General features: G+C 34.6%; 19 protein-coding genes and 2 pseudogenes. 11 read left to right on the forward strand and 10 right to left on the reverse strand.

The window, feature by feature from the left end:
• Positions 1-569: 569 nt before the first annotated feature.
• The 5 genes from AC2YJL_RS25735 to AC2YJL_RS25755 form a co-directional block, all read right to left on the reverse strand.
• Positions 570-3,653 (reverse strand): type I restriction endonuclease subunit R, encoded by a 3,084-nt coding sequence (locus AC2YJL_RS25735; RefSeq protein WP_487375049.1) that lies wholly within the window; start codon positions 3,651-3,653, stop codon positions 570-572.
• Positions 3,654-4,940, reverse strand: coding sequence for a restriction endonuclease subunit S (locus AC2YJL_RS25740; protein WP_487375050.1), 1,287 nt, complete (start codon positions 4,938-4,940; stop codon positions 3,654-3,656).
• Complete coding sequence (locus AC2YJL_RS25745) at positions 4,937-6,520, reverse strand: type I restriction-modification system subunit M (RefSeq protein ID WP_487375051.1); 1,584 nt, start codon at positions 6,518-6,520, stop codon at positions 4,937-4,939. Before AC2YJL_RS25745 ends, AC2YJL_RS25740 begins: the two co-directional genes overlap by 4 nt.
• Before the next feature lie 546 nt (positions 6,521-7,066).
• Positions 7,067-7,969, reverse strand: coding sequence for a response regulator (locus tag AC2YJL_RS25750; protein ID WP_487375052.1), 903 nt, complete (start codon positions 7,967-7,969; stop codon positions 7,067-7,069).
• A 10-nt stretch (positions 7,970-7,979) separates the two neighbouring features.
• Positions 7,980-10,589, reverse strand: coding sequence for an N-6 DNA methylase (locus AC2YJL_RS25755; protein ID WP_487375053.1), 2,610 nt, complete (start codon positions 10,587-10,589; stop codon positions 7,980-7,982).
• A 392-nt stretch (positions 10,590-10,981) separates the two neighbouring features.
• Between AC2YJL_RS25755 and AC2YJL_RS25760 the strand changes: the two genes are divergently transcribed.
• The 4 genes and pseudogenes from AC2YJL_RS25760 to AC2YJL_RS25775 all read left to right on the forward strand — a co-directional run.
• Entirely contained in the window at positions 10,982-12,247 is a 1,266-nt protein-coding gene (locus AC2YJL_RS25760) for a Y-family DNA polymerase (RefSeq protein ID WP_487375054.1), read from the forward strand.
• A 19-nt stretch (positions 12,248-12,266) separates the two neighbouring features.
• On the forward strand, positions 12,267-12,602 hold the full coding sequence (locus AC2YJL_RS25765) for a YolD-like family protein (RefSeq protein ID WP_487375055.1): 336 nt from the start codon (positions 12,267-12,269) through the stop codon (positions 12,600-12,602).
• A gap of 55 nt (positions 12,603-12,657) precedes the next feature.
• Entirely contained in the window at positions 12,658-13,401 is a 744-nt protein-coding gene (locus AC2YJL_RS25770) for a siderophore biosynthesis protein (RefSeq protein ID WP_328240490.1), read from the forward strand.
• Between the two features lie 67 nt (positions 13,402-13,468).
• Positions 13,469-13,636, forward strand: a pseudogene (locus AC2YJL_RS25775) (DUF8096 family protein); the annotation flags it as partial.
• A 177-nt stretch (positions 13,637-13,813) separates the two neighbouring features.
• Here AC2YJL_RS25775 and AC2YJL_RS25780 read toward each other — a convergent pair.
• Positions 13,814-14,350, reverse strand: coding sequence for a general stress protein (locus AC2YJL_RS25780; RefSeq protein ID WP_487375056.1), 537 nt, complete (start codon positions 14,348-14,350; stop codon positions 13,814-13,816).
• A 175-nt stretch (positions 14,351-14,525) separates the two neighbouring features.
• On the opposite strand from AC2YJL_RS25780, the pseudogene AC2YJL_RS25785 reads away from it, so the two are divergent.
• The 3 genes and pseudogenes from AC2YJL_RS25785 to AC2YJL_RS25795 form a co-directional block, all read left to right on the forward strand.
• Positions 14,526-14,729 (forward strand): annotated as a pseudogene (locus tag AC2YJL_RS25785) (stress-induced protein, KGG, repeat-containing protein); the annotation flags it as partial.
• Between the two features lie 92 nt (positions 14,730-14,821).
• Complete coding sequence (locus AC2YJL_RS25790) at positions 14,822-15,019, forward strand: spore coat protein (protein ID WP_487375057.1); 198 nt, start codon at positions 14,822-14,824, stop codon at positions 15,017-15,019.
• Positions 15,020-15,035: 16 nt separating this feature from the next.
• Complete coding sequence (locus AC2YJL_RS25795) at positions 15,036-15,326, forward strand: spore coat protein (protein ID WP_487375058.1); 291 nt, start codon at positions 15,036-15,038, stop codon at positions 15,324-15,326.
• A gap of 342 nt (positions 15,327-15,668) precedes the next feature.
• Here the strand turns inward: AC2YJL_RS25795 and AC2YJL_RS25800 are convergent, their stop codons facing one another.
• The 3 genes from AC2YJL_RS25800 to AC2YJL_RS25810 all read right to left on the reverse strand — a co-directional run bounded on the left by AC2YJL_RS25800 (position 15,669) and on the right by AC2YJL_RS25810 (position 16,947).
• The gene (locus tag AC2YJL_RS25800; protein WP_487375059.1) at positions 15,669-16,148 is read right to left on the reverse strand and encodes a site-2 protease family protein; all 480 of its coding nucleotides are present in this window, start codon (positions 16,146-16,148) and stop codon (positions 15,669-15,671) included.
• A gap of 366 nt (positions 16,149-16,514) precedes the next feature.
• Positions 16,515-16,640 (reverse strand): hypothetical protein, encoded by a 126-nt coding sequence (locus AC2YJL_RS25805; protein ID WP_264134027.1) that lies wholly within the window; start codon positions 16,638-16,640, stop codon positions 16,515-16,517.
• Positions 16,641-16,671: 31 nt separating this feature from the next.
• The gene (locus AC2YJL_RS25810; RefSeq protein ID WP_200509026.1) at positions 16,672-16,947 is read right to left on the reverse strand and encodes a GlsB/YeaQ/YmgE family stress response membrane protein; all 276 of its coding nucleotides are present in this window, start codon (positions 16,945-16,947) and stop codon (positions 16,672-16,674) included.
• Between the two features lie 525 nt (positions 16,948-17,472).
• Here AC2YJL_RS25810 and AC2YJL_RS25815 point away from each other — a divergent pair.
• The 4 genes from AC2YJL_RS25815 to AC2YJL_RS25830 all read left to right on the forward strand — a co-directional run bounded on the left by AC2YJL_RS25815 (position 17,473) and on the right by AC2YJL_RS25830 (position 19,946).
• Positions 17,473-17,772, forward strand: a complete 300-nt coding sequence (locus AC2YJL_RS25815; protein ID WP_476242331.1) for a hypothetical protein — start codon at positions 17,473-17,475, stop codon at positions 17,770-17,772.
• Positions 17,773-17,784: 12 nt separating this feature from the next.
• Positions 17,785-18,918 (forward strand): FtsK/SpoIIIE domain-containing protein, encoded by a 1,134-nt coding sequence (locus tag AC2YJL_RS25820; RefSeq protein ID WP_487375060.1) that lies wholly within the window; start codon positions 17,785-17,787, stop codon positions 18,916-18,918.
• Positions 18,915-19,610, forward strand: coding sequence for a hypothetical protein (locus AC2YJL_RS25825; protein WP_487375061.1), 696 nt, complete (start codon positions 18,915-18,917; stop codon positions 19,608-19,610). The genes AC2YJL_RS25820 and AC2YJL_RS25825 overlap by 4 nt, the downstream gene beginning before the upstream one ends.
• Positions 19,611-19,703: 93 nt before the next feature.
• The gene (locus tag AC2YJL_RS25830) at positions 19,704-19,946 is read left to right on the forward strand and encodes a hypothetical protein (RefSeq protein ID WP_328179325.1); all 243 of its coding nucleotides are present in this window, start codon (positions 19,704-19,706) and stop codon (positions 19,944-19,946) included.
• A 365-nt stretch (positions 19,947-20,311) separates the two neighbouring features.
• Here AC2YJL_RS25830 and AC2YJL_RS25835 read toward each other — a convergent pair whose 3' ends face one another.
• Positions 20,312-20,848, reverse strand: coding sequence for a Pathogenicity island protein (locus AC2YJL_RS25835; protein ID WP_487375062.1), 537 nt, complete (start codon positions 20,846-20,848; stop codon positions 20,312-20,314).
• Between the last annotated feature and the right edge of the window lie 260 nt (positions 20,849-21,108).

Consider the following 21,108-nt stretch of genomic DNA (forward strand, 5'->3'; position numbering starts at 1 on the left):
CTTATTTTGCATAAGATATTTATTGTTTTTTTCGTTCGTTTAGGTTGTAAAAAGAATTACGAACGTATTCTTAAAAGTATACACTTTTACGAACGTTTTTTGATAAAGTAAGAGCAAGAGAAACATAAAAAAGTTTGAAAATGGTAATCGGGAACAACTCTATATTTATCAACATTAAAATAAGAATAGAAAGAACGCTTACCGAAGGATAAACGCTATCGAATTGATCTATGGAATTTAATCTATTTAATAAATAATAGAAAAGTGTTTGAGGTGAAAGTGGACCTTCTTCTTTTTTCCTGTGAGGTATGTATGGTTATAAAATTACATGATATCATTGGAAAAGTAATTAAAATACAGATTAATTACATTATTCCTTTAAGTAAGTAATACAATACTTTATATAAAGTATTGTATTACCTTTTACTGTTTTGTAAAAATTGAAGTTATTCTAAGGTGCGTATAAAAAATGAAACTTTTGTAATAAGATAATTTAATATTCACTCAGAACTGGACAGTGTTTAAATACAATTAAGGACCTACGCAAGTTAATGAAAAGTCCTTAGTTGTTAAGCAAAATTCTTTGGCCAATCCCTATATTGTTCTTTAGCTTGCTCCACTATTGCATTTGTCAAAAACTTTAACTGTTCCCCAGTAATTTTCTCTTTTATTAAAACCATCTTCACGGCAAGGTTTACCTTTGAGAGAACATCAGCTCTGTGGGGGTTAGTCCAGTCTACTTTAAATTCTTTCTTCATCGCAACCAATATTTTATGAACTAGATTTGCAATAAAATCATTGGTAAAGGCCTTATTACCAAGGTTTTCTATAATGTAATAAAAAGCAACTTCTTCATCAGAAAGACCAAGATCATCCTCGAAACGCATTTCACTTTCCATGCCATTTCGTACTTCCATCATCATTCTAATAACATCAGCAGCCGATATAACTCTATCATGGTATTCATTTATCGCTTTTTCCAACGCTTCCTTTAATGACTTTTGTTTTGGATTAGCTTTTTTCAACTTTAATTTAAGCTCGTCATCAAGTAATTGCTTTAAAAGCTTTAATCGGAGGTCTACATGCTTTTTTTTAACTAAATCAGCCATAAATGCTTCATCCAGTATAGATACATCAGGGCGCTCAATTCCGGCAACCGCAAACAAGTCAATAGCTTCTTTTGCCTCAATACTTTCGTTTACAAGGTGCGTAACCTGCTTCTCTAAATCTTTTACTTTCTTTCGCTTTCCAATGTTCCCTTCAACAATTTTCCTTACTTGAGTCGCCAAGAGCTGGTAGAGAGTAATTTCATTAGAGAAAGGGCGCACTTCATCAACATGTCTAACTAACTGATGAGCTTTCTTCAGTTTTAATTCAGCCGTCAAAAATGCTTCCTCTTGATCCCCCAAAAGCCCACTTACAAGTTCCGCAATATAGTCTTCACGGTCCACCTTATCAAAGGATCTCCAGCCATTTACATCCGTTCCTTGTGGAATAAATTCATGAATCGTACCAAGATGTGCATAAAAAACAGCGACTGCGGCTTCTATGTCAAAAGTTGGTGTACCTTTCCCTCCACCACTGGTGTATTTCTTTGTTGCTTCTTTAAGGTTTTGAGCAATACCGATGAAATCGACTACAACGCCCCCCTCTTTACCGGGGAACACCCTATTCACCCGAGCAATGGCTTGCATAAGGCTATGCCCTTTCATTGGTTTATCTACGTATAAGAATTTCATTGTGGGAATGTCAGTTCCAGTCAGCCACATATCTCTGACAATTACGATTTTAAGAGGATGCTCTTCATCTTTTAGGTTCTCTTTAATAGTCTCTTGTTCTTCTTTTGTCTTAATATGAGGATATTTGCTACCAGACTGAATCACTGTTCTCCATTCTTCTGGATCTTTTTTTACATCACCAGTCATGATTATTTCAACTAATGGGCACTTTGGCAACTTCCTCATTTCATCATATAAGGCTACACAAATTTCACGGCTCATACACACTATCATGGCTTTATCCTGAGGACTAGCTGCCTGTTCAAAATGATGTAGGATGTCCTTCGCTAGTCGTTCTAATCGTGGTTGAGTTCCTACAACACGTTCTAGAGCTGCCCATTTTATTTGGGCCTTTGAATGCTCGTCACTTGAATCAGCTTGTGAAATCAGGTTATTGAAATCTTCATCAAGTTGCGCATTTGTGTTATCGAGAGGAATTAAACGAGACTCATAATAAATCGGAACCGTTGCCTTATCCAGTACAGCTTGTTGCATATCATAAACATGAATATAATTACCAAATAGTTCAACTGTATTACGACCTACAAAGTCTATCGGTGTACCCGTAAAAGCGATATGAGAAGCATTAGGTAGAGCCGTTCGTAAATGACCCGAAAACCCGCCTTCATTATATTGGGTACGATGGGCTTCATCAGAAACTACGATGATGTTTCTTCGTTCAGAAAGAACTGGATGTTTAATTTCTTTCCTCGTTTCTTCTCCTTTTAATTCTTCTCTTTTTAACCGAAACTTCTCAATTGTTGAAAATACAATCTGGCCAGATTCATTTTGCAATATTTCACGCAGCTGATCTGCACTTTCAGCATGATGAATATTGCCAACTAAATTTTCTCCATCTTCAAATGTATCGTATAACTGTTGGTCTAGATCAGCTCTATCTACCTGAATAACAACGCTTGGATTCTTCATATTAGGATCATTTATGAGCATTCCAGCGAAAAACATCATGGAAATACTTTTTCCAGAACCTTGTGTGTGCCAAATAACGCCTATTTTTCTGTCCCCTTCTGGGAGTGTCGCTCGTATAGTTTCTCGTACAGCAAATCTTATCCCGAAGAATTGATGATATTTCGCACCTATTTTATATCTCTTTTCCCCATCTTTCATGTAAACTAAGAAATATCGAATGTATTCGAGTAGACGTCTTTTCTGAAACAACCCCTCAACAAGTGTTTTCATCGTATTGGCAACATTGTTGTCTATTGTTATTCCGTCAATGGATTTCCATGCTGAAAAAAATTCGATTGGAGCACCTGGAACGCCATGAAGCGTCTCTAAGTTGTCGGAAATAACAGAAAATGCATTATAGGTGAATAGTTGAGGAATGTCATTGGTGTAGTTCGTAAGTTGTATGTAGGCATCATCAACGGTAGCCTGTTCGTTATATGGACTTTTCAATTCAAAAATAATTAATGGGAGGCCATTAATGTAAATAATAATATCCGGCCTTCTCGAAAAGCGACCTTCTATGGAGAGCTGATTAACTACTAAGAAGTCATTTTCATTATAGTTTTCCCAATCTATCGGGAAAACGTGTTCAAAACGACGTTCCACTCCTTCTTCCCACGAAAAAGTAAAACCTTTTGTTAACATTTCATGGAATCTTTCATTTCTTTGTTGATTCGTTACTCCATCAGGGTTAATGAGCAAAGACGCTAACACTGGAATCTGTTCAGAAGGAAGCGAAGGATATTTCCTTCGCAAAATCCCCTCCAAACGGTCTCGCAATACAACATCACGCACGTTTTCCCGACCTCTAAATAATTCAGTAGCATGAAGATAGCTGTATCCAATTCGCTTCAACCGTTCGATTGTCGTTTCTTCAAAATCCGATTCATAAAGTCTACTTTTCAATTAAAGCACCTCCTTAAGTTGTTTTTCTGCTTCTTTAAGTTCGATTTCGCCTGATAGTAGGTGAGGAAGTAGATAGTTACGAATATTACTTAATTGTTCGATCTCCTTTGTATTAGATTCAATTAAATGCAGATAGTAATTAACTTTTTCATTAAAATTCTTTATGATCTTTTGACAAGGAACAATAATTTGATGTTCCTTCACAATACCTACATTGATATTTTGCTGAGCAGCACCTACTGCTATATTTTGTAAGCGACTCCTAGAATGTTTAAGCGAATAAAAGAGCATAGGAAGTCCAAAACTTTCGTTAGCAACTAATGCACAACAGGCTTGGTTTGCAGTTCCTTTATCTGATAAGATGCCAAGTTGCCCGACCGTGGGAGACGCGTATATTGCTAAAAGAACTGTTCCTCTTTCCCATAACTTACAAGATGATTCCTTAAGGCCTTTTTCTGTGATTTTTTCTGAAGAATTTATCAAAAAACCATCCTTTAATTCACCTGTTTTGTACCAAGGTATGTCGCCTTCATCCCAATATGTTGAGTCTTTTCTTTTAGGAGTTCCTCCACTTTGAATCACAGAACAAACTTTATTTAAAGCGTAAATATTCCAACTCTTCGGAATCATTCCCAACTCAGATTCCTTAAACTCATCATCCTGGAACGGACCGAAATCCACAAACCAATGCTTGTACAATGCCATAGCCATTTCTTCAAGAGTTTGATTCATTCGGTTATTTAATTCAATTTTATCGTCCAGAGCTCCTAAAATTTCCACAATTCTTTTTTGAACTTTAAGTGTTGGATAACGAACAGGGATATTTCTAAGTATTTGTGTATTTAAATTAGGCATTGTAGTTCCCACTGCACTGGATAACACATATTCCTTTACATGTTTCTGACTCAAATAGTAAGAGACGTATCGAGGTTCAATATTAGGGTTATAAAAACGGATTCTTAAGCATCCTGTTCCACACAGCCAACCAACCTCTCGTTCTGTAACTAGTGCTTGTCTACCAATGTCACCTCTTCTTGCATAAACGATATCACCTAATTGCAAGTGATATTTCTTTAATCTTTTATGATCTTCCTGTCCAATACATGCAATATCCTCACGCTTTATTCGACTATTAACTAAATTTACAGGCATAACAACGGGGATACCCTCATCACTTACTATATAGTCAGAAGCATGAAGTTGACTTCCAAATGGGCCTGTCTGAACACTGCCTCCATGTTCATCACATAACTCACCAATGGTTTTAGTTATCCATTCTTCACTCATAGAAGCTCCTCCAGGTTCTGCAAAATCTGATTTTGTAAACGATTAGATTCCGCAAATTGCTCTTGAAGAGTAGCTCTAAGCTTAGTCATCTTTTCTTCAAAAGGAACATCATCTATTTCTACTTCTTCTGCACCTACATAAATACCTGGTGTTAATTTATAATCATTCCCCCGAACATCCTCAATAGTGGCTAATTTGCAGAAACCTTTAATATCTTCGTAATTTCCTTCACCAGTCTTATAAGCATGATAAATGGCTGTAATTTCGTTAAGGTCCTCTTGTGTAAAAACCTTTTGTCTGCGGCTAACCATCGTTCCTTTTTTGCGAGCATCAATGAATAGAATTTCATTTTGACGATCTCTAAACCCGTTTTCTCCTTTTCGGTTTTTACTTAAGAAAAACAGACAACAAGGAATTCCTGTACCATAAAAGAGCTTTTCAGGAAGCTGAACAATACAATCAATATAAGAATCTTTAACTAATTGTTGACGTACTTCTTTTTCTCCAGAGGTATTCGTTGTCATTGCCCCATTCGCCATGACATAACCAGCTGTTCCACCTGGCGCTAAATGCCACAAAAAGTGTTGCATCCACATGTAGTTGGCATTACTGTTGTTTACAGCTTTATCATATTCAACAATCAAACGAGGATCTTGCTTAGAAACTCGATCTGCTCCCCAATCTTTCAAATTAAAAGGGGGATTAGCAATTACATGGTCAAATTGCATAGGCTCAAAAGAACCGTCCTCGTGCTTGACTAGAAATCGATCATTAAGAAGCGAGTTCCCTAAGCGAATATCTGCATTTATTCCATGCATAAGAACGTTCATCTTTCCTAATCGAAGAGTCATATCTACGTTTTCTTGGCCATAGAATGACAGAGAATGTTTATTCGGTGTATAGTCCTCCGATTGTACAAACATTCCTCCACTACCACAAGCAGGGTCGAACAATGTACCTGAAATGGGCTCTAACATGGAAACGAGAAGCTTTACAATAGAAGCTGGTGTAAAAAACTCGCCACCTCTTTGACCTTCACTTGAAGCAAATTCCGAAATAAAGTATATATATGTAGCTCCTAAAACATCGACTGATTCACTACTACTTCCAAACACATCCCTTGAAAAAACCTCGATGAGTCCAGCGATACTTTCCGCAGGAATGTTACTAGCTTGATAGGTATTACGAGGTAAAACTCCTTCGAGGTCCGGGTTGGCTTCTTCAATTAGCTTCATAGCTTCATCTAAAATTTTCTTAATAGTAGGTTGCTTTGCATGAGAAACGATATATGACCAATGAGCCTCATTAGGAAGAATATATACTCGTTCAGAGCGATACTGATCTTCATCAGAAAGAATTTCTTTCCTCATTTCCATATCTTCCATATACCAATCACTGTTAGGATTGCTTACTAACTCTTCAAGTTCTTTACGTCGCTTCTCGTAACGAAGTGACAGATAACGAAGGAATATAAGTGGCAACACAAAGTTTTTATATTCCGACGGGGCAACACTTCCCCGTAATTTATTAGCTGCATCAAATAAGTCAGAGGTAAAATTAATATCTGCTTTTAATACCATAAGAAGAACCTCCATTAAAATGTACTGATTCCTAGAAATAGGAATCATAACGTTATAGTTGTAAACTAATTTAACTATAATTTTTTTACATTACTACAGTAATAGTAAATTAGTTCTTTGTAATTATACCAAAGGATAGCTTTTAGGTCTTTATTAAGGATAATGTTTCTATTTTGAGTTTTATGAACTGCGAGTATAGCTAAATAAACATTTACAACGCAAGTGCTTTTATCCGCATTTATTTTGTACATAGCAACTTTTATACCGAGCCTTTTCTTAAACTTACTAAAGAAAGGCAAAAAAAATCTAATATCCTCAGTTTTTGAGGTAGAAATATCGTCCACCAATGTCCATATGCTGTAAGGTTGTCCTCATCATAATTACATGGTTTTTACAATAGAAATAGCCAGCTACAAATTATAAGCTGACTATTTCTTATATTTACAAAACTTCCCAAGGATATTAAATCAAAGAGAAAAATATCAATAATGAACGATTATAGTATCATCTTAAACCAACTAATGGTCGTTAAAGAGTAAATGTAACTTAACTGGATGTAACTTTAGTACTCTCCGTTTTAAGAACTACCATTTTGAACCATAATATAAAATCAAATAAGGAGTACAAAGCATTCTTTACTGTATATGAAGTAGGCTTTAAACTATTATTCTTAATAGGGGTAGATGTATGCACTCCGTATTCGCAGCAAATTGAATACGTTGTAATTACAGCTTGATTAATAAATTGAGGAAATTCAACTCCTGTATTAGTATTATTAGCAAGATATCTATGAGATTTCCTAAAGGATATTTCTTTCCTATGATTTAATGCTTGCTGATCAGGTAGAACTAATTTATTTGTTGCATTAATCACTCTGATTACTTCTTCTTGAATATCTCTAATTCTAGCAAGTGAATTCTTTACTGTTGTACTGTCGTTAGAATCAATATTTTTAATAACATGAATTAGTTCTTCTTTTCGAGAAATATCCAGTAGATTTTTATCGAAAATCTCAAATATACTTTCATGCTCTTTCATTATTATTATTTCATCCAGATTATTATGTATTTGTTTAATATGGATAAACATTTCATTTTCTGAGGAGTTCCCTTTTCTATATACCTTTTCAGCTTTTCTGAATTTTTTTACATATTTAAATCCTTCGACATCGCCTGTCAAAATAACCCTAGGTTTCGTATAGTATTCCTTATCTAAGTATGTTATGGCACGTGCTAGAAATCCTTCATCATCGAATTCATCCTCTGGAGTTATCATTCCCTTAATATCTAAAATTATTGCAGATATCCCACTTGCAATTGTAGGTAAAAAATCTTGCATTTCAACGAGTGTTTGGACGTGATAAATTTCAATACCTTCTTGAGCTCCACACTCCCTTAAAGATTGAGCATAATCATTATCATCGTCTACCAATAAAACTTTAATTGTCATTATTTCACCCCTAAATTATAAAAGTAAAAACAAATTTTGTACCAGAATCCATACTAATAATTTCAAAATTACCGTTGTGGGATATTACCACTCGATTTAAATATGCACCTCCTAAACCACTGCCATTGCTATCCTTGCTCATTCTTCCTGCTAGTATAAAATCTTCTTTTGTCATATTAAACTTAGTACCGTTATTTGAGTACTCAATAACAACTCTATCTTTAAATTTTTTGATATTAAATTTAAGAGCACAATTTTCTGGATTAACAAACGCATGCTCTTCAGCATTATTTATTAAAATGTGAATCATTTCTTTAAAACTCTGTAAATTTATATCAAGATTTACGTTGTCTCCGTCGACAATAAAATCATAATATATTGGTTGGTTTAATTCTCGATCTCTCTTTATTTCTGATATAATTTCTTTTACATTTAACGTCTCAAAATCATTGAATTCTAAATTTAAATTTACGGTTTTTTGTGTATTAGTAAAGGTTTTTTCAATTAAATCCAATCTATCTTTTGTACGTGTATAAATTTCCTCAACAGATACTAAGTCTCTCTTTTTTAAAAATCCATTCCTTACTTGTACGGACGAATTATATTTTTCTATATCATCTTTATCATATATAAATTTTTTTAAATTTTGCTGTTCTAATACCTTAGAAATAATTTTAAGGTCATGTCCAATTACAGAAATATGCTTCCCTACATTATGTATTAGCATATTCACAATCCTATTTTCAGCTTTTACTTTTTCAACTTCCAATTCATAAGATAACTCTTCATACATTTTTTTGTACTTTTCTAATTCTTTTAAGGGCTCTTCTTGATCCCTTATATATTGAAGCTGTTTTTCATAATCAGGTTTGGAAATTACTATATTTAAAAAGTCATTATATGTAATTCTTTTTATTCTTGTACCCCTCTTGTACCCATCTATTTGTCTAATCACTCTAGGATTGTACAATTGGTAATATAGATAATTCACATTAACTAGTTCACTACCTCTGGAGCTAGGTATCAACGCTAAACAGCCGCTTGATAAAACAATAGCCTTAGTTCTGGATCTCTGTGGATCAAATATAGTTGGTTTTAAATCCTTTCCTTGCACAGAGACAATAATAGCTTTTTCATCTATTATTTTACTGGAGTCAAAATATTGTATGTAGTCATACTCATCTGGATTTTTAAAATCTAAATATACCTCGTCCGAGGCCCTCTTTAAATTACTTTGTTTAATGTAAGGTATTCCATCTAATAAGGTTGTCTTATAGACTCGTTTAGTCATCGGTTTGGCAACACTTGTAATATCTCTTAAAAAAACGCCTGACCCCTGAACTAGCATTAATTTCACTTCATCATATATTGGATCATAGTGTGAAAAATTCAAGTTATAGTCCCGTGCTGATATAGTATCAATAGAGATTATTCTGCTGATATCAGTGTCGTTATAGTTTTTATAAGCTCTTAAGACTGCTTCAATATTATTATCTTGGACATTTAATATATGAATTTTACGCTTCATTTGAAACCCTTTTTTACTATTTAAAACAATAATAGCTGGTCTGATGGCCCCCCTAAAAGTTTTATAATCAGAGAACTCAATAATGGTTTCAATTAAATCTTCATGAATTATTTTTTTACGAACCTCTTTCTCTTTACCTCCAGAAAACAAAATACTACTTGGAGCAACAATATAAGCTTTCCCGCCTTCCCTCAATAGTTGAATCATATTAGTCAATATGAAAAAATTCATATTTTTAAAGTGTGATTTACTATAACTACCATTTTTAAAATATTGATCATGGACTCTGTAACTATAGGCTTTGTAACTGTCCGATGTTTGTAAATTGTACGGTATATGTGTAATAATTTTGTCAAATTTCCTATGATATTTTTCAATTATATTTTCCAAGTTAGATGTTGAATCCCCTAGAAACAAATCTACAGGGTGTGAATCCATTAAGTTAAATAACATGCTCGAAATATTAAGGGAAAAAGGGTTAATATCTTGTCCAATAATATTCCCGTTATAATATTTGATATCAGAAACACTACTAAATAATAGCCCGCCTGTACCTACATATGGGTCTAGGATATTATCATTTTCTTTAATCTGCACAATCCCTGACATTATTTTTGAAATGGTTTCATCCGTTAAATCATATTCATTTTTTTTAAGCGACAATAATTTTGACATGATTCTATAAAAAAGCTCGGCCAATAAACCTATATCATATACTTCTCTTAAGACATCATGATTATCTAAAAATCTGATTATTTCCTCAATTGTATATAGCGTCTGTGGGTTATTAAATTTTTCAATATTAATTCTATAATGAGTATCCTGTTTATAAGGGTTTTCAGAAAAATACATAATTTCTTCAAATATGTATTCTATTTCCTCTATTCTTCTTAATCTATATGAACTAACTAGACGATCCCATTTATCTACGTATTCTTTTCTAGTAATGCTTTTAAATCTCAAAAAAATAATTTTAAGTATAACATTAGTACCTTCAGGATCATTCTTTAGATAATGATTTCCTCTTATGATCTCAAATATATAATCAAATTCTCTTTGTAACTGATTTAAATAAAGTTCTTTGTTATCCATATGGAACCTTCTTTCCATAGTAACTGTTCTGATAAAGATTGTATGATTCAATAAATAATTAAACGATATTTACACTATTTGTTTATTTCAAAATTTCCCCACAATTGTTTATAGCATCAAAAATACTGATAAATTAATTATCTGAGAATTTTTTCTTTTTTAGTTCTATTATACCATTTAATTTGCATCATACTATCTGTTTCAAGAGTTATTTTCATTTTATTGTTCTGGAACCAAATTTTCTATCATACGAGCATTTATTCTTTTATCTTTAGTCATTCCATATACCATTAAATAGCAATAATCGGGAAAAGGAATGATATTCCATTGAATAAAGAACGTTTGTTCGTATATAATAAAGAACAAACGTTCTTTATTGAGGAGTTATTCCAATGGATTATGGGCAGCTACCAAACAGAGTCATTATTTGCATAGACATGAAAGCGTTCTTTGCTTCGGTTTCCTCTGTCATACGGGGTTTAAATCCTTTGAAAACAAGGCTTGCGGTTGTAGGGGATGTCAAACGGTCGGGATCTGTTGTGTTAGCTGCCACACCCTTATTAAAGAAAGAAGGGATCAAAACAGGAAGTCGCCTCTTTGAAATTCCTAAAAGGAAAGATATCCATGTGGTGAATCCATCAATGGAGAGATATATCAAGGCTTCGAACTATATTTCTAGTTTGGTGTTACAGTATGTTGCTCCTGAAGACTTTCATGCATATAGCATTGATGAGTTGTTTATTGACGCTACAGCTTCCTTGCACTTATTTGCCCGAACACCGGAGGAGCTAGCTCATCGAATACTTAATGAGATCTATCGCAAAACAAGACTGACAGCTACGGCAGGAATCGGTCCTAATCTCTTACTGGCTAAAGTCAGCTTAGATCATGAAGCGAAGCACAGCCCAACAGGGGTTGCTTATTGGCGATATGAGGATATTCCCTTTAAGTTATGGTCAATTCATCCGATGAAGGATTTCTGGGGAATCTCGTCAGCTACAGAAAGACGATTAAACCGTTTAGGCATCTATACCATAAAAGAACTCGCTCTTTCTTCGAAAGAGATGTTACAAAAAGAATTTGGCATCATGGGCGAAGAATTGCACCAACATGCCAATGGAATTGATTTTAGTCGTATTTCCGATGTGTACATCCCTAGTTCCCGTTCCTTTGGGAAAAGTCAGATTCTCTTTCGAGATTATACAAGCCGAAAAGAAGTGGAATTATTGCTATTGGAGCTATTAGACGATGTGTGTTTTCGTTTACGCATGCATCAAGTGGTGGCCCAAACGGTTCATTTATCGATTGGCTACAGCAAACAAACAGGTGGCGGCTTCTCAAGACAAAAGAAAATGGGGCGAGCTTCAAACTTAAGCCAAGATATTTTCCCTTATTGTTTAACCATTTTACATAATTTTGATAACGGAATGCCGATTCGCTCCATTGGGATTTCCTTATCCAACACAAGCATTGAAGAAGAGGAGCAAATGAGCTTATTTGAGGATATCGATCAGCGTGAAAGAGCCTATGCTCTTGCCAAAACGATAGATGAAATTCGGCTGCGCTATGGGAAGAATAGTGTTCTACGGGCTTCAAGTCATCTGGATCATTCAACAGCTCGTTACCGAAATGGCCTTATAGGAGGTCATAAAGCATAGAACAGAGGAGGAGGATATCATGAATCATGATAGAGGAATGAAAAAATGGAGAGCTTTCGCAAGTATGCCTGAGCAATACATTGGATTACAGGAAGTCATAAACAAACAACTAGAAGTATCTAAACCTCTTTTAACGGAAGAGCAAATGGAACAAATTAATTTCACCTTGATTGAAGCCTTACATAAAAATAAACAAGTGTACCTTACATATTATAAGCAAGGCCAATGTATAACAGAGACAGGATTCATTCAGTTTGTTGATTCCCTGGGGGATATCTTTATTTTCATCGATGAAGTATTTGAATTAAAAAATAAAATGAGGTTAAGTGAGCTGATTGATGTTCGATTCGTGTAAAATTAAAGTAGATTGGTGAACTATTTATAAATTTGTTGAGTAAGGAGGAAGAATGATGAACATTCCTAAACAATTTATTAAACCATTTCCTTCATACGAAGATGTGTTTTACGATAACTTGGAACAGCATAAAAAACATTTTTTACCTATTTGTTCTATCAACCTACAATGTATTGAACCTGAATGGGACGAGTGGCTACATATTGTATCAGCGAAGGAAATTCATGAAGGGTGTGTAGGTGAGTTTACTCAACCGTTTCATACGAATTTTACGAAAGAAGATACGTTGGGTTTTGATGTTATTGACGGAAAATATAAATTTGAAGCAGACTGGCAGTACTTCGAAATTGAGCAGGAATCTTCCAACATACTAGAAAAATCCTATGCACTAAATGGAAAAGACTACCGAATACGCAAAGAATTTTTTCAACGTAAGCAGAAAATTTACCCCTATTCTAGCTTTGGAGAGGCTTTTACATCTACAGAAGCATTAGAGCAAGATTTTGCTAAAAAACAGACGAGTGGATGGGGATTAGATTATCCTAAGGTGAATGGAATCTTAGACGATATACGTTTTATGACAGAAGAGGGACAAGAATTACTGGAAGACTGTGTTAGCGAAGACGAGGCTTTTGACTATACAAATCTACTGTATGTGCCAAAAGATGAGGATGGTCATCCATTTACATATATCGGATTTGCTACAGGATACTATTTTCAAGCTTATGGTGCAGACCGTATCTACTTATTTTTCAATAAAGAATTAAGAAAAGCAGTAATTTGTTTTGAATATACATAAGGTATAAGAAGTAAGGAATGGCTGTTGTGGTAATCTAAGAAGAGTCAATTAGAAAAGAGTGATCAACATGGAAGAGATAGAGCAGCAAGAAATAGATCTTGATAAAGTGTATGAATACGCTGAATTTCCGGATAAAATTAGTGGCCGATGTGACAATTGCAACTCAGCTTACTTCAAAAGTTCAGTAAAAAGTGGCGTTTTCTTGCGCGAATGCTGGGATTTTTGGATGAAGAAGATGATGGCATCAAACGAGAGGCGTTTAGTTCCACAGAAAAAAGCTACTCAAAAGAGTAGCTTTCCTAAAAACTAATACTTCAAGGTATAGAAGGAATTGCGATTCCTATATGTTTAGCATGCTTAAAAACTGTAATTTAATGCTTAACAATACGCCAAGATAAGCTTGTCTCAATTTTTAATATCCTCTTCCTCTCTCTGTTCCTATAGGCAATTGCTCTTCTTTTAACTCGTTACGATTTTCTCCATATAATGATTTTTCGTAAATGGAGTCACCTTTCTCCAAAGGCGAGTCACCCCTCTTTTCTACGAAAGAATTTGCTTTTTTATCACTATTCGTTCTTACTAGCAATAACACTTTTCCTTTCTGCAGGTCATCTGCGTAAGGCTCTGCTTGGTTAACAGGGACGCCTAAGCTAATTAAACGTCTTTCTACTTTTTCTTTATCTCTATGAGCACCTCCATGTTTCTCAGGGGAAAAGACATGTTTAATCTTATCCATAATCGATTCATCTTGATGACTCTGTTTCATTGTTTCAACCTTTTTTACATCAATTCCTTCTTTACTTTCTACTTCTAAATAATCGTCTTCGTCAATGTCTTTACTTGTTACTAAAGAAAGGTCCTTCTCTTGAAATCCTTGTGTTTTTAAGTTTTGAATCGCTGTTATCACAGCTTCTTCATTTTCATATGCGCCTATAACATTTTTTATCATGATTAGTTCCTCCTTTTGTTATTGAGAATTCCTTATATGAATAGATTCATTTATGCTATTTTTAATACCACGATTCCTTTTTCTGAAACGTTCAAGAAATTAATCACTCAATGTTTAAATGGAAATGAGTTGGGAATATAATTCACAAGTTAAAAAAATTAAGGAGGAATCAAATATGGCAAAGAATAAAGAAAATGAAAAAATGAGTAGAGAAGAAGCTGGACGAAAAGGTGGAGAAGCTACATCTAAAAATCATGATAAAGAGTTTTTCCAGGAGATTGGAGAAAAGGGTGGAAAGACTACATCTAAGAATCAAAGCAAAGAGTTTTTTCGTAAAATTGGTGAAAAAGGCGGAAAATCCAGCAATAAAAATTCAGATAATTAAAAACTTTTAAAAAATAACCTATCCATGTAACTGATCTATACAAATGGAGTCTTTAAAAAAATACGATGATACGGAGGAATTGAGACATGACAAAAAAATTAGCCGTGCATGAGACGCTAGAAGTCCATGAAATCTTAACGCTTAAAACATCGTGTGTAACGAAAGGCACAGCAATGTTGGAGCTGGTAGAGGATGAAAAATTAAAAAAGATTCTTGAAGAAGACGTGAAAACGTCTACTAAGGCAATTGATGAATTACAAAAAATTTTAAAGAAAGCTCAATAACAGGAGGGATCGAGGAATGGCTACTAAAAGTACACTTAATAAAACATTAGATGATCTTGCTATCGCAACAGATTTATTATTATCAGCTAAAAATGGTGTGCGAACATACGCAGTAGCGCTTACGGAAACGGCAACACCAGAAGTACGAAAAGTATTGAAAAAGCAATTAGATGAAGCCATTGATCTTCATGAAAAGATTGCTCAATATATGATTGATAATGAAATGTATCATGCCTACGATATTGAAGAGCAAGTAAATCACGATCTGAAAAAGGCAGATAAAGCATTAGATTTAGCAAAAGGTTAAATGGGATGTAGATTTGGAAGGCCTCTTTACAAGAGGGGTAAAGCCAAATCACAAGGATAGAAGCAAATAACTAAAGCTATCCACTATATATAGTGGATAGCTTTTTTGCTAATGGATATGTCTCATTATTATTGTTGAGGAAGATTTAGGGCTGTATCAAATGATCTTCTACCTGACAGGAGTAGAAGTTTTTTTATTACCAATTATCATCAACATCAATGCTAATTGCTGAATTAACTACATTATTTAAAGTAGTTTTATTTTTACTGTCTAACTTATTGGACAAACGAAATAATATGTGGCTTTGTCGATTTTTTAATCTCCATCATTATTTCAGCCTTATTAATCAGGGTTACATGTTATTTTTCCATATCTCAATGCATCATAAATAGCACGTCCATCGCTTGAATTTGTTTCCGTATATTTAATAGGCAATAGCGCGAAGACAATATAATAAACAGAAAAATAGACAAACTGGTAAGAAAAGAGACTTGCTGAAAGGATGTCAGCCATAACTAAACCATTTATAAGGAAAATAGAAGCTAAATTAGCAATGGCACCTCCAGCATAGACACAAGCATGGGTAAATCGATTATCGTATTTTAGTTTTTCATATACACAAAAAGAATCTAAAAAGTAGACTGATTTTATTTTAATTTTTCTCCATTTAAAAATGGTTTTTCCTTTTCCAATAGTAAAATCCACTCTCCCTCCGAAAAAAATTGCCATGATAGAATGTCCTAATTGGTGAACCAGAGATACAAGTGGTAATACAAGTAAGAAAGAAAACAAGAACTTAGGCATATCACTGAATCCAAACACACTTCCATCCCCTTTATTATGAAATGATTTACTAAATAGTTCGCTTATTAAGGGAGATAAATTCTTGTTAACAGTGAACAGATTTTCCCAACAAAGAATGTGCCTTTTTGATTGTATGTATAATCCTTCGTTTGGCACTTCGAAAGGACTTTAATAGGACCAATTGTTTTTTACTAAAGTAGTAGTGAAAGTAATTAATAATCTTTGAGCTTTGCTTTGAAGAAAATCTTCATTTTATTTTTTAACATTCTCCATAACAATAAACGACCCTATGTATCGTAACCAAAGTTACTAAGGCCGTTTATGCTATATTCTGATTTATTATTTTTTTATCTTTTTCTTTGTAATGAAATATCTGGTTTATCATTAAATTTCTGACAGAACTTCGCTATCATGATTAATTTGATCGAACAAATAAGTAAGGTAAGATTCTAATTCAAATTGATCATCTTCAACAAAATCATCTAACACAGGCTTACTTTCTTCTCTCATTTTTAATCACTCCAATTTAATTTTTTTCGGTTTATTTTACATGATGACCATGATTGTTTTTTTGTCCCATCTTTCTTAGAACAAAGCTTACAATTAACACCAGAATGATTGCTCCAATAATGGCGGGAATAATGGCAAAACCACCAATAACTGGTCCCCAACTTCCCAGGATAAGACCACCTAACCAAGACCCAATAAAACCAGCAATAATATTACCAATAATGCCTCCAGGAACGTTACGTCCTGTAATTAAACCGGCAAGCCAACCGATAATTCCACCTACAATTAGCATCCATAGAATTTCCATAAATCTCTCTCTCCTTTTGAAATAGTTAGTTGACTTTACCCTCGGCTAAAACTCATTAATCCTGTTATTTTTTTCCTCTATAAATTTTTTCTCTTTATGTCATAAGATCATGGAGTTTTACTTGCCCTTTATTTTTGTTCTCTTGGACAACATCAAATGTCTCGTCCATTTCATAAGAAGAATAAGCTATTAGGACAACCCCCAGCATATAAAAACCCATTACTTCTTACATAATCACCTATCCCTTACCTACTGCAGTAAGGGTTCTTTTTTATTTTTGGAATGGACAGGCAAGCTTACTGCAGTAGCTACATAGTATCTAAAGAATTACGACTTCACTAACTAATCAGTAGCTAGTTCAGTATCGCTACCCCGTTAATACAAGCTGTATAACCCTCTTGAAGCCGTTCATGGAATCTGTAAGGGAGCTGAGCCGAAGAGGCGAAGGGGGCGACCGGATGCCTTGAGCTGAAAAAACAGGTACGTCAAAAGCAAAAAATTAAAAGAGTGAAAGAAGGTATCAACATGAGAAAAACACAATGGTTTACTTTTCGAAAAATCTTTTCTCCCCCCAAAAAACCACCTCTGAAGAGACCTCGTCCCTTCAAGGCTTATTCCTTTGTCCCTTTTAGTCCACTTGCCATGCTTGATCCCACTATTCTGACCATAGGAGGCATTGTTTTAGGAATCGCCATTATTGAACGAATCTTAGAGAGATGGGGTGTCATTGATCTTGTAGATCAGTTTGCAAAGATTATGCGTTTTATCCTACCTGTCACGTTCTATAGTGCCTTAATTTACTTTTTTGCGACCTTTATATTTTAAGGAGGAATATATATGTTCGAAAAACTGAAATTACGTGGCCAATTGATTAAAGCGTTTCGTACGGCAGAGATTTACCGGGTAGTAAAACATGGAGACCGTACCTCCTATCAATTTCCCAGGATCCACCGAATCGACCATCAGCACACCTACACGCGGTATGCTTTTTCCTTACTGAATGGTATTGATCCTGAACTTTTAAATAAAAAAAGATGGGCCTTACGACAAGTGTTAGGTAGCAATATCGAAGTGAATGGCAGCTTAAAAAACTTTAGTATTACCGTTCATCACAAAGACTTACCTACCATGCTTAAATATGATTATGAAACAATCCATCCTCACATTGAGAAGATGGAGCTGCCTGTTTGTATTGGTCAAGAAATCTATGGAAACTTCATTTCGTGGGACTTTGCGGATCTGGAAACCTTGCTAATATCGGGTGAAATTGGCGCAGGAAAAAGCAGTCTCATGCGTGTGATCCTCACCACATGGGTAAAATATGTCTCTCCTGAAGACTTGCGCTTAGTGTTAGTGGATCTTAAACGAGCTGATTTGGGGCTATTTCATGGGATTGAGCATGTGGATGCGCTTTGCTTTGAAGCCAAGGATATGAGAAAACCTTTTGCTTTATTACGAGCTGAAATGTATCGAAGAGGCGATTTATTGTTAGAGCATGGTGTGACACATATAAGCAGGTTACCTTTTAAGCTGCCCCGCATTGTGGTGGTCATTGATGAAATGTCCATCGTGAAGAGAGAAACGGATCTCGTGGAGATAATTCAACAGTTTGCAAGTCAAGGCCGTGCGTTAGGTGTTCATACGATTATTGCCATGCAGCGTCCCGATGCCGATTTGTTGAATTCAGCACTCAAAGCAAACTTACGAGTTCGGATCTCTGGAAGGCAGGCCGATGCGATAAATGCAAAAGTAGCCGGAGTCATCGGTGCCGAAGAAATTGATGCCGCAGCCAGGGGGCGTATGAAAATTAAAATTGATGACGTGAAAGAGTTTCAAGCCTACTTCTTAGATGAAGGAGCTTGTAAGGAAATACTTTCACCTTATAAAACGCTCGTGAAAGATCCTGAACCAGAACTAGAAGTGGTATCACAGTCTATCTTTGGGTTATTAGAGAAGGAGGAGCAGCGATGAGTTTCCGTTTATCTCAACGTGATAAAGACATCATAGCGTTTATTAACCAGTTTCGAGCTGTAGACAGGGATTCATTAGTCCACCTATTCTTTAAACAGCTGAAATCGCCTGTAAATGCCTGTAATAGTGTGATGGTACGTTTATATCGATTAGGGCTCATTGAGCGTACACAGCAGTATTCTCCAACCGTCTATTTGCCCGTTGATGCAAAGATCAAAAAGAACTCTCAAAAAATATTACATTTCCTTTCGATCTTGGATGTCTATAAGCAAATGTGTACGTATAGTGTGCCTAATAATGTCATTGTCGAAGATAAGCCAACCGGAAGAAAAGGAGGCATTGAACCGGATCTGTTTTGTATTTTTAAAGGATCTCCGTTTTGGATTGAAATTCAGAGAAATCAGTATTCCGAACAGAAAATGCAAGCGAAGATCAATCTCTATGAGGAGTTTTTCTTTTCAGATGAGTGGAAAGCCTTGCACTGGCAACCTGAAGAACGGTCACCTATCTTCCCTTCCGTTATTTTGATTACACCTGTTCGTTATGCTGTCCCTTCTGACCATATCCGCATTATACAAGTAGCCAGTATTCATGAACTTATGGATAAATACAAAAGTTCGGCAAAATCTCAAAAAGAAGCAAGAACAAAAACAGCGCCTTCTTCTGGCGGGATTAGAATTAACTTAACATAAGCTATTCTAGGGTATGCAAAATTTCTAATTCAGTTATTATTAAGGGTGCGGTAAAATATTACAAAAGATAGGGTTTTACGGAGGGTACTTATTTTGTTAATTGTAATTAGAAGTACTTTGGTAGTAGCTATGAGTCTTTACTTATCCATTATTTTTCTACCTGAAGTTTTACATGTAAATGAAACTGTTGCAAAATACTTATATATACTATTTGTTGGCTTATGGTTTATCAAGTCAAATAATAGATGGTGGATTAATATGATTTCTCTCATTTTAGGGACTATAATAGGCCTTTTTATTTTCATTGCTTTACTTGAATTTACAGAAAACGTATAAAGTAGTTAAAAAGATTTGGTTCTTTCAACTCTTAAGGAAATTTAAGAGGAGATTAAACATCATGGACCTGAAGTAGAACATTAAAGTTAGTCTACAGCTATAGATTTTCTATAACTGTAGACTAATTTTTTTTTGCTTCTTTAATAAATTTGATTAATAAAAAGAATAACGTAATTAAGATAAAATAATTTAGGGGATTTCTAAAAATATTTTGATCTAGAGCAAATTGTAACAAGATATATAATGAAAATATGACTAATATTGCGGGTATTATCAACTTATTCAATGTTTAGCACCTCTCTTTAATTCGAAATACTAAGAAAACAAGAAACGAACGTTTCTGTTTTCTTAGTGTGCTGTTTATATCATTTAAAACAAGATATGGAAGCTCCCGTTAGGCCACCGCCAACTGCTCCAGCGATACCACCTATTAAACCACCACCAACAGTACCGATTCCAGGCACTGTAACCGTACCTGCAGCTGTACCTGCTAACCCTAGAGTGCCTCCGCCTGTGATAGCTCCACCTGCAGTACCTGTTATACATTTACCTACTGACATAGTTTGAATGGAGTTTTGATTATCTGTTACAGCTCCTACCAAAAAACCATCTTCAGTCTTTTTATATTCCAAATTCACAGGATTATTATCTTTATCTGTACCTGTTTTAGGTAAGGATTTTTCAGTTCCATTGACCTTGTCTTTAATTATAGGATTACCGTCTTTGTTAAAGTAAAATTCAGCATCATGAAGTTTAATTTCAAGGACGCTATCATTCACATTTTCTAACTCAAAAGTTCCTTGATCCTCTTTCTCTGCTGCATTAGCTGTAGAAGACATCGTAGGAATTGTGATTGAGCCTAGAAATAACACAGCAATCATGGCTCTTACTATTTTCTTCATATTGCTTCCCCTTTCTTTCAATAAATTAAATCCATAAATATCTTTCAATTCATATTGATTGAATGTCTGTAAGAATATCACTTTTTAAGATAAAATTTAACAGTTATTATCATAATTGATAGAAATGTATGAATGTCATTTGATTTTTTTGTAATAACTTAAAGAAAAAAGTAACCGTTATTTTACATTTTTTAATAATAAAAAAACAGTCGACTCTTACGACTGTTTTAACTAGTTACTACGAAATGTTAGGTTCTTAG

The organism is Priestia sp. SRI_019 (genome assembly GCF_057586255.1).

What these genes read in the sequence shown, in the direction of transcription:
- AC2YJL_RS25740 (WP_487375050.1), bottom strand. Translation starts at nt 4,940, where the DNA reads ATGAGTGAAGAATGGATAACTAAAACCATTGGTGAGTTATGTGATGAA.
- AC2YJL_RS25745 (WP_487375051.1), bottom strand. Translation starts at nt 6,520, where the DNA reads ATGGTATTAAAAGCAGATATTAATTTTACCTCTGACTTATTTGATGCA.
- AC2YJL_RS25750 (WP_487375052.1), bottom strand. Translation starts at nt 7,969, where the DNA reads ATGACAATTAAAGTTTTATTGGTAGACGATGATAATGATTATGCTCAA.
- AC2YJL_RS25755 (WP_487375053.1), bottom strand. Translation starts at nt 10,589, where the DNA reads ATGGATAACAAAGAACTTTATTTAAATCAGTTACAAAGAGAATTTGAT.
- AC2YJL_RS25760 (WP_487375054.1), top strand. Translation starts at nt 10,982, where the DNA reads ATGGATTATGGGCAGCTACCAAACAGAGTCATTATTTGCATAGACATG.
- AC2YJL_RS25765 (WP_487375055.1), top strand. Translation starts at nt 12,267, where the DNA reads ATGAATCATGATAGAGGAATGAAAAAATGGAGAGCTTTCGCAAGTATG.
- AC2YJL_RS25770 (WP_328240490.1), top strand. Translation starts at nt 12,658, where the DNA reads ATGAACATTCCTAAACAATTTATTAAACCATTTCCTTCATACGAAGAT.
- AC2YJL_RS25780 (WP_487375056.1), bottom strand. Translation starts at nt 14,350, where the DNA reads ATGATAAAAAATGTTATAGGCGCATATGAAAATGAAGAAGCTGTGATA.
- AC2YJL_RS25790 (WP_487375057.1), top strand. Translation starts at nt 14,822, where the DNA reads ATGACAAAAAAATTAGCCGTGCATGAGACGCTAGAAGTCCATGAAATC.
- AC2YJL_RS25795 (WP_487375058.1), top strand. Translation starts at nt 15,036, where the DNA reads ATGGCTACTAAAAGTACACTTAATAAAACATTAGATGATCTTGCTATC.
- AC2YJL_RS25805 (WP_264134027.1), bottom strand. Translation starts at nt 16,640, where the DNA reads ATGAGAGAAGAAAGTAAGCCTGTGTTAGATGATTTTGTTGAAGATGAT.
- AC2YJL_RS25810 (WP_200509026.1), bottom strand. Translation starts at nt 16,947, where the DNA reads ATGGAAATTCTATGGATGCTAATTGTAGGTGGAATTATCGGTTGGCTT.
- AC2YJL_RS25815 (WP_476242331.1), top strand. Translation starts at nt 17,473, where the DNA reads ATGAGAAAAACACAATGGTTTACTTTTCGAAAAATCTTTTCTCCCCCC.
- AC2YJL_RS25820 (WP_487375060.1), top strand. Translation starts at nt 17,785, where the DNA reads ATGTTCGAAAAACTGAAATTACGTGGCCAATTGATTAAAGCGTTTCGT.
- AC2YJL_RS25825 (WP_487375061.1), top strand. Translation starts at nt 18,915, where the DNA reads ATGAGTTTCCGTTTATCTCAACGTGATAAAGACATCATAGCGTTTATT.
- AC2YJL_RS25835 (WP_487375062.1), bottom strand. Translation starts at nt 20,848, where the DNA reads ATGAAGAAAATAGTAAGAGCCATGATTGCTGTGTTATTTCTAGGCTCA.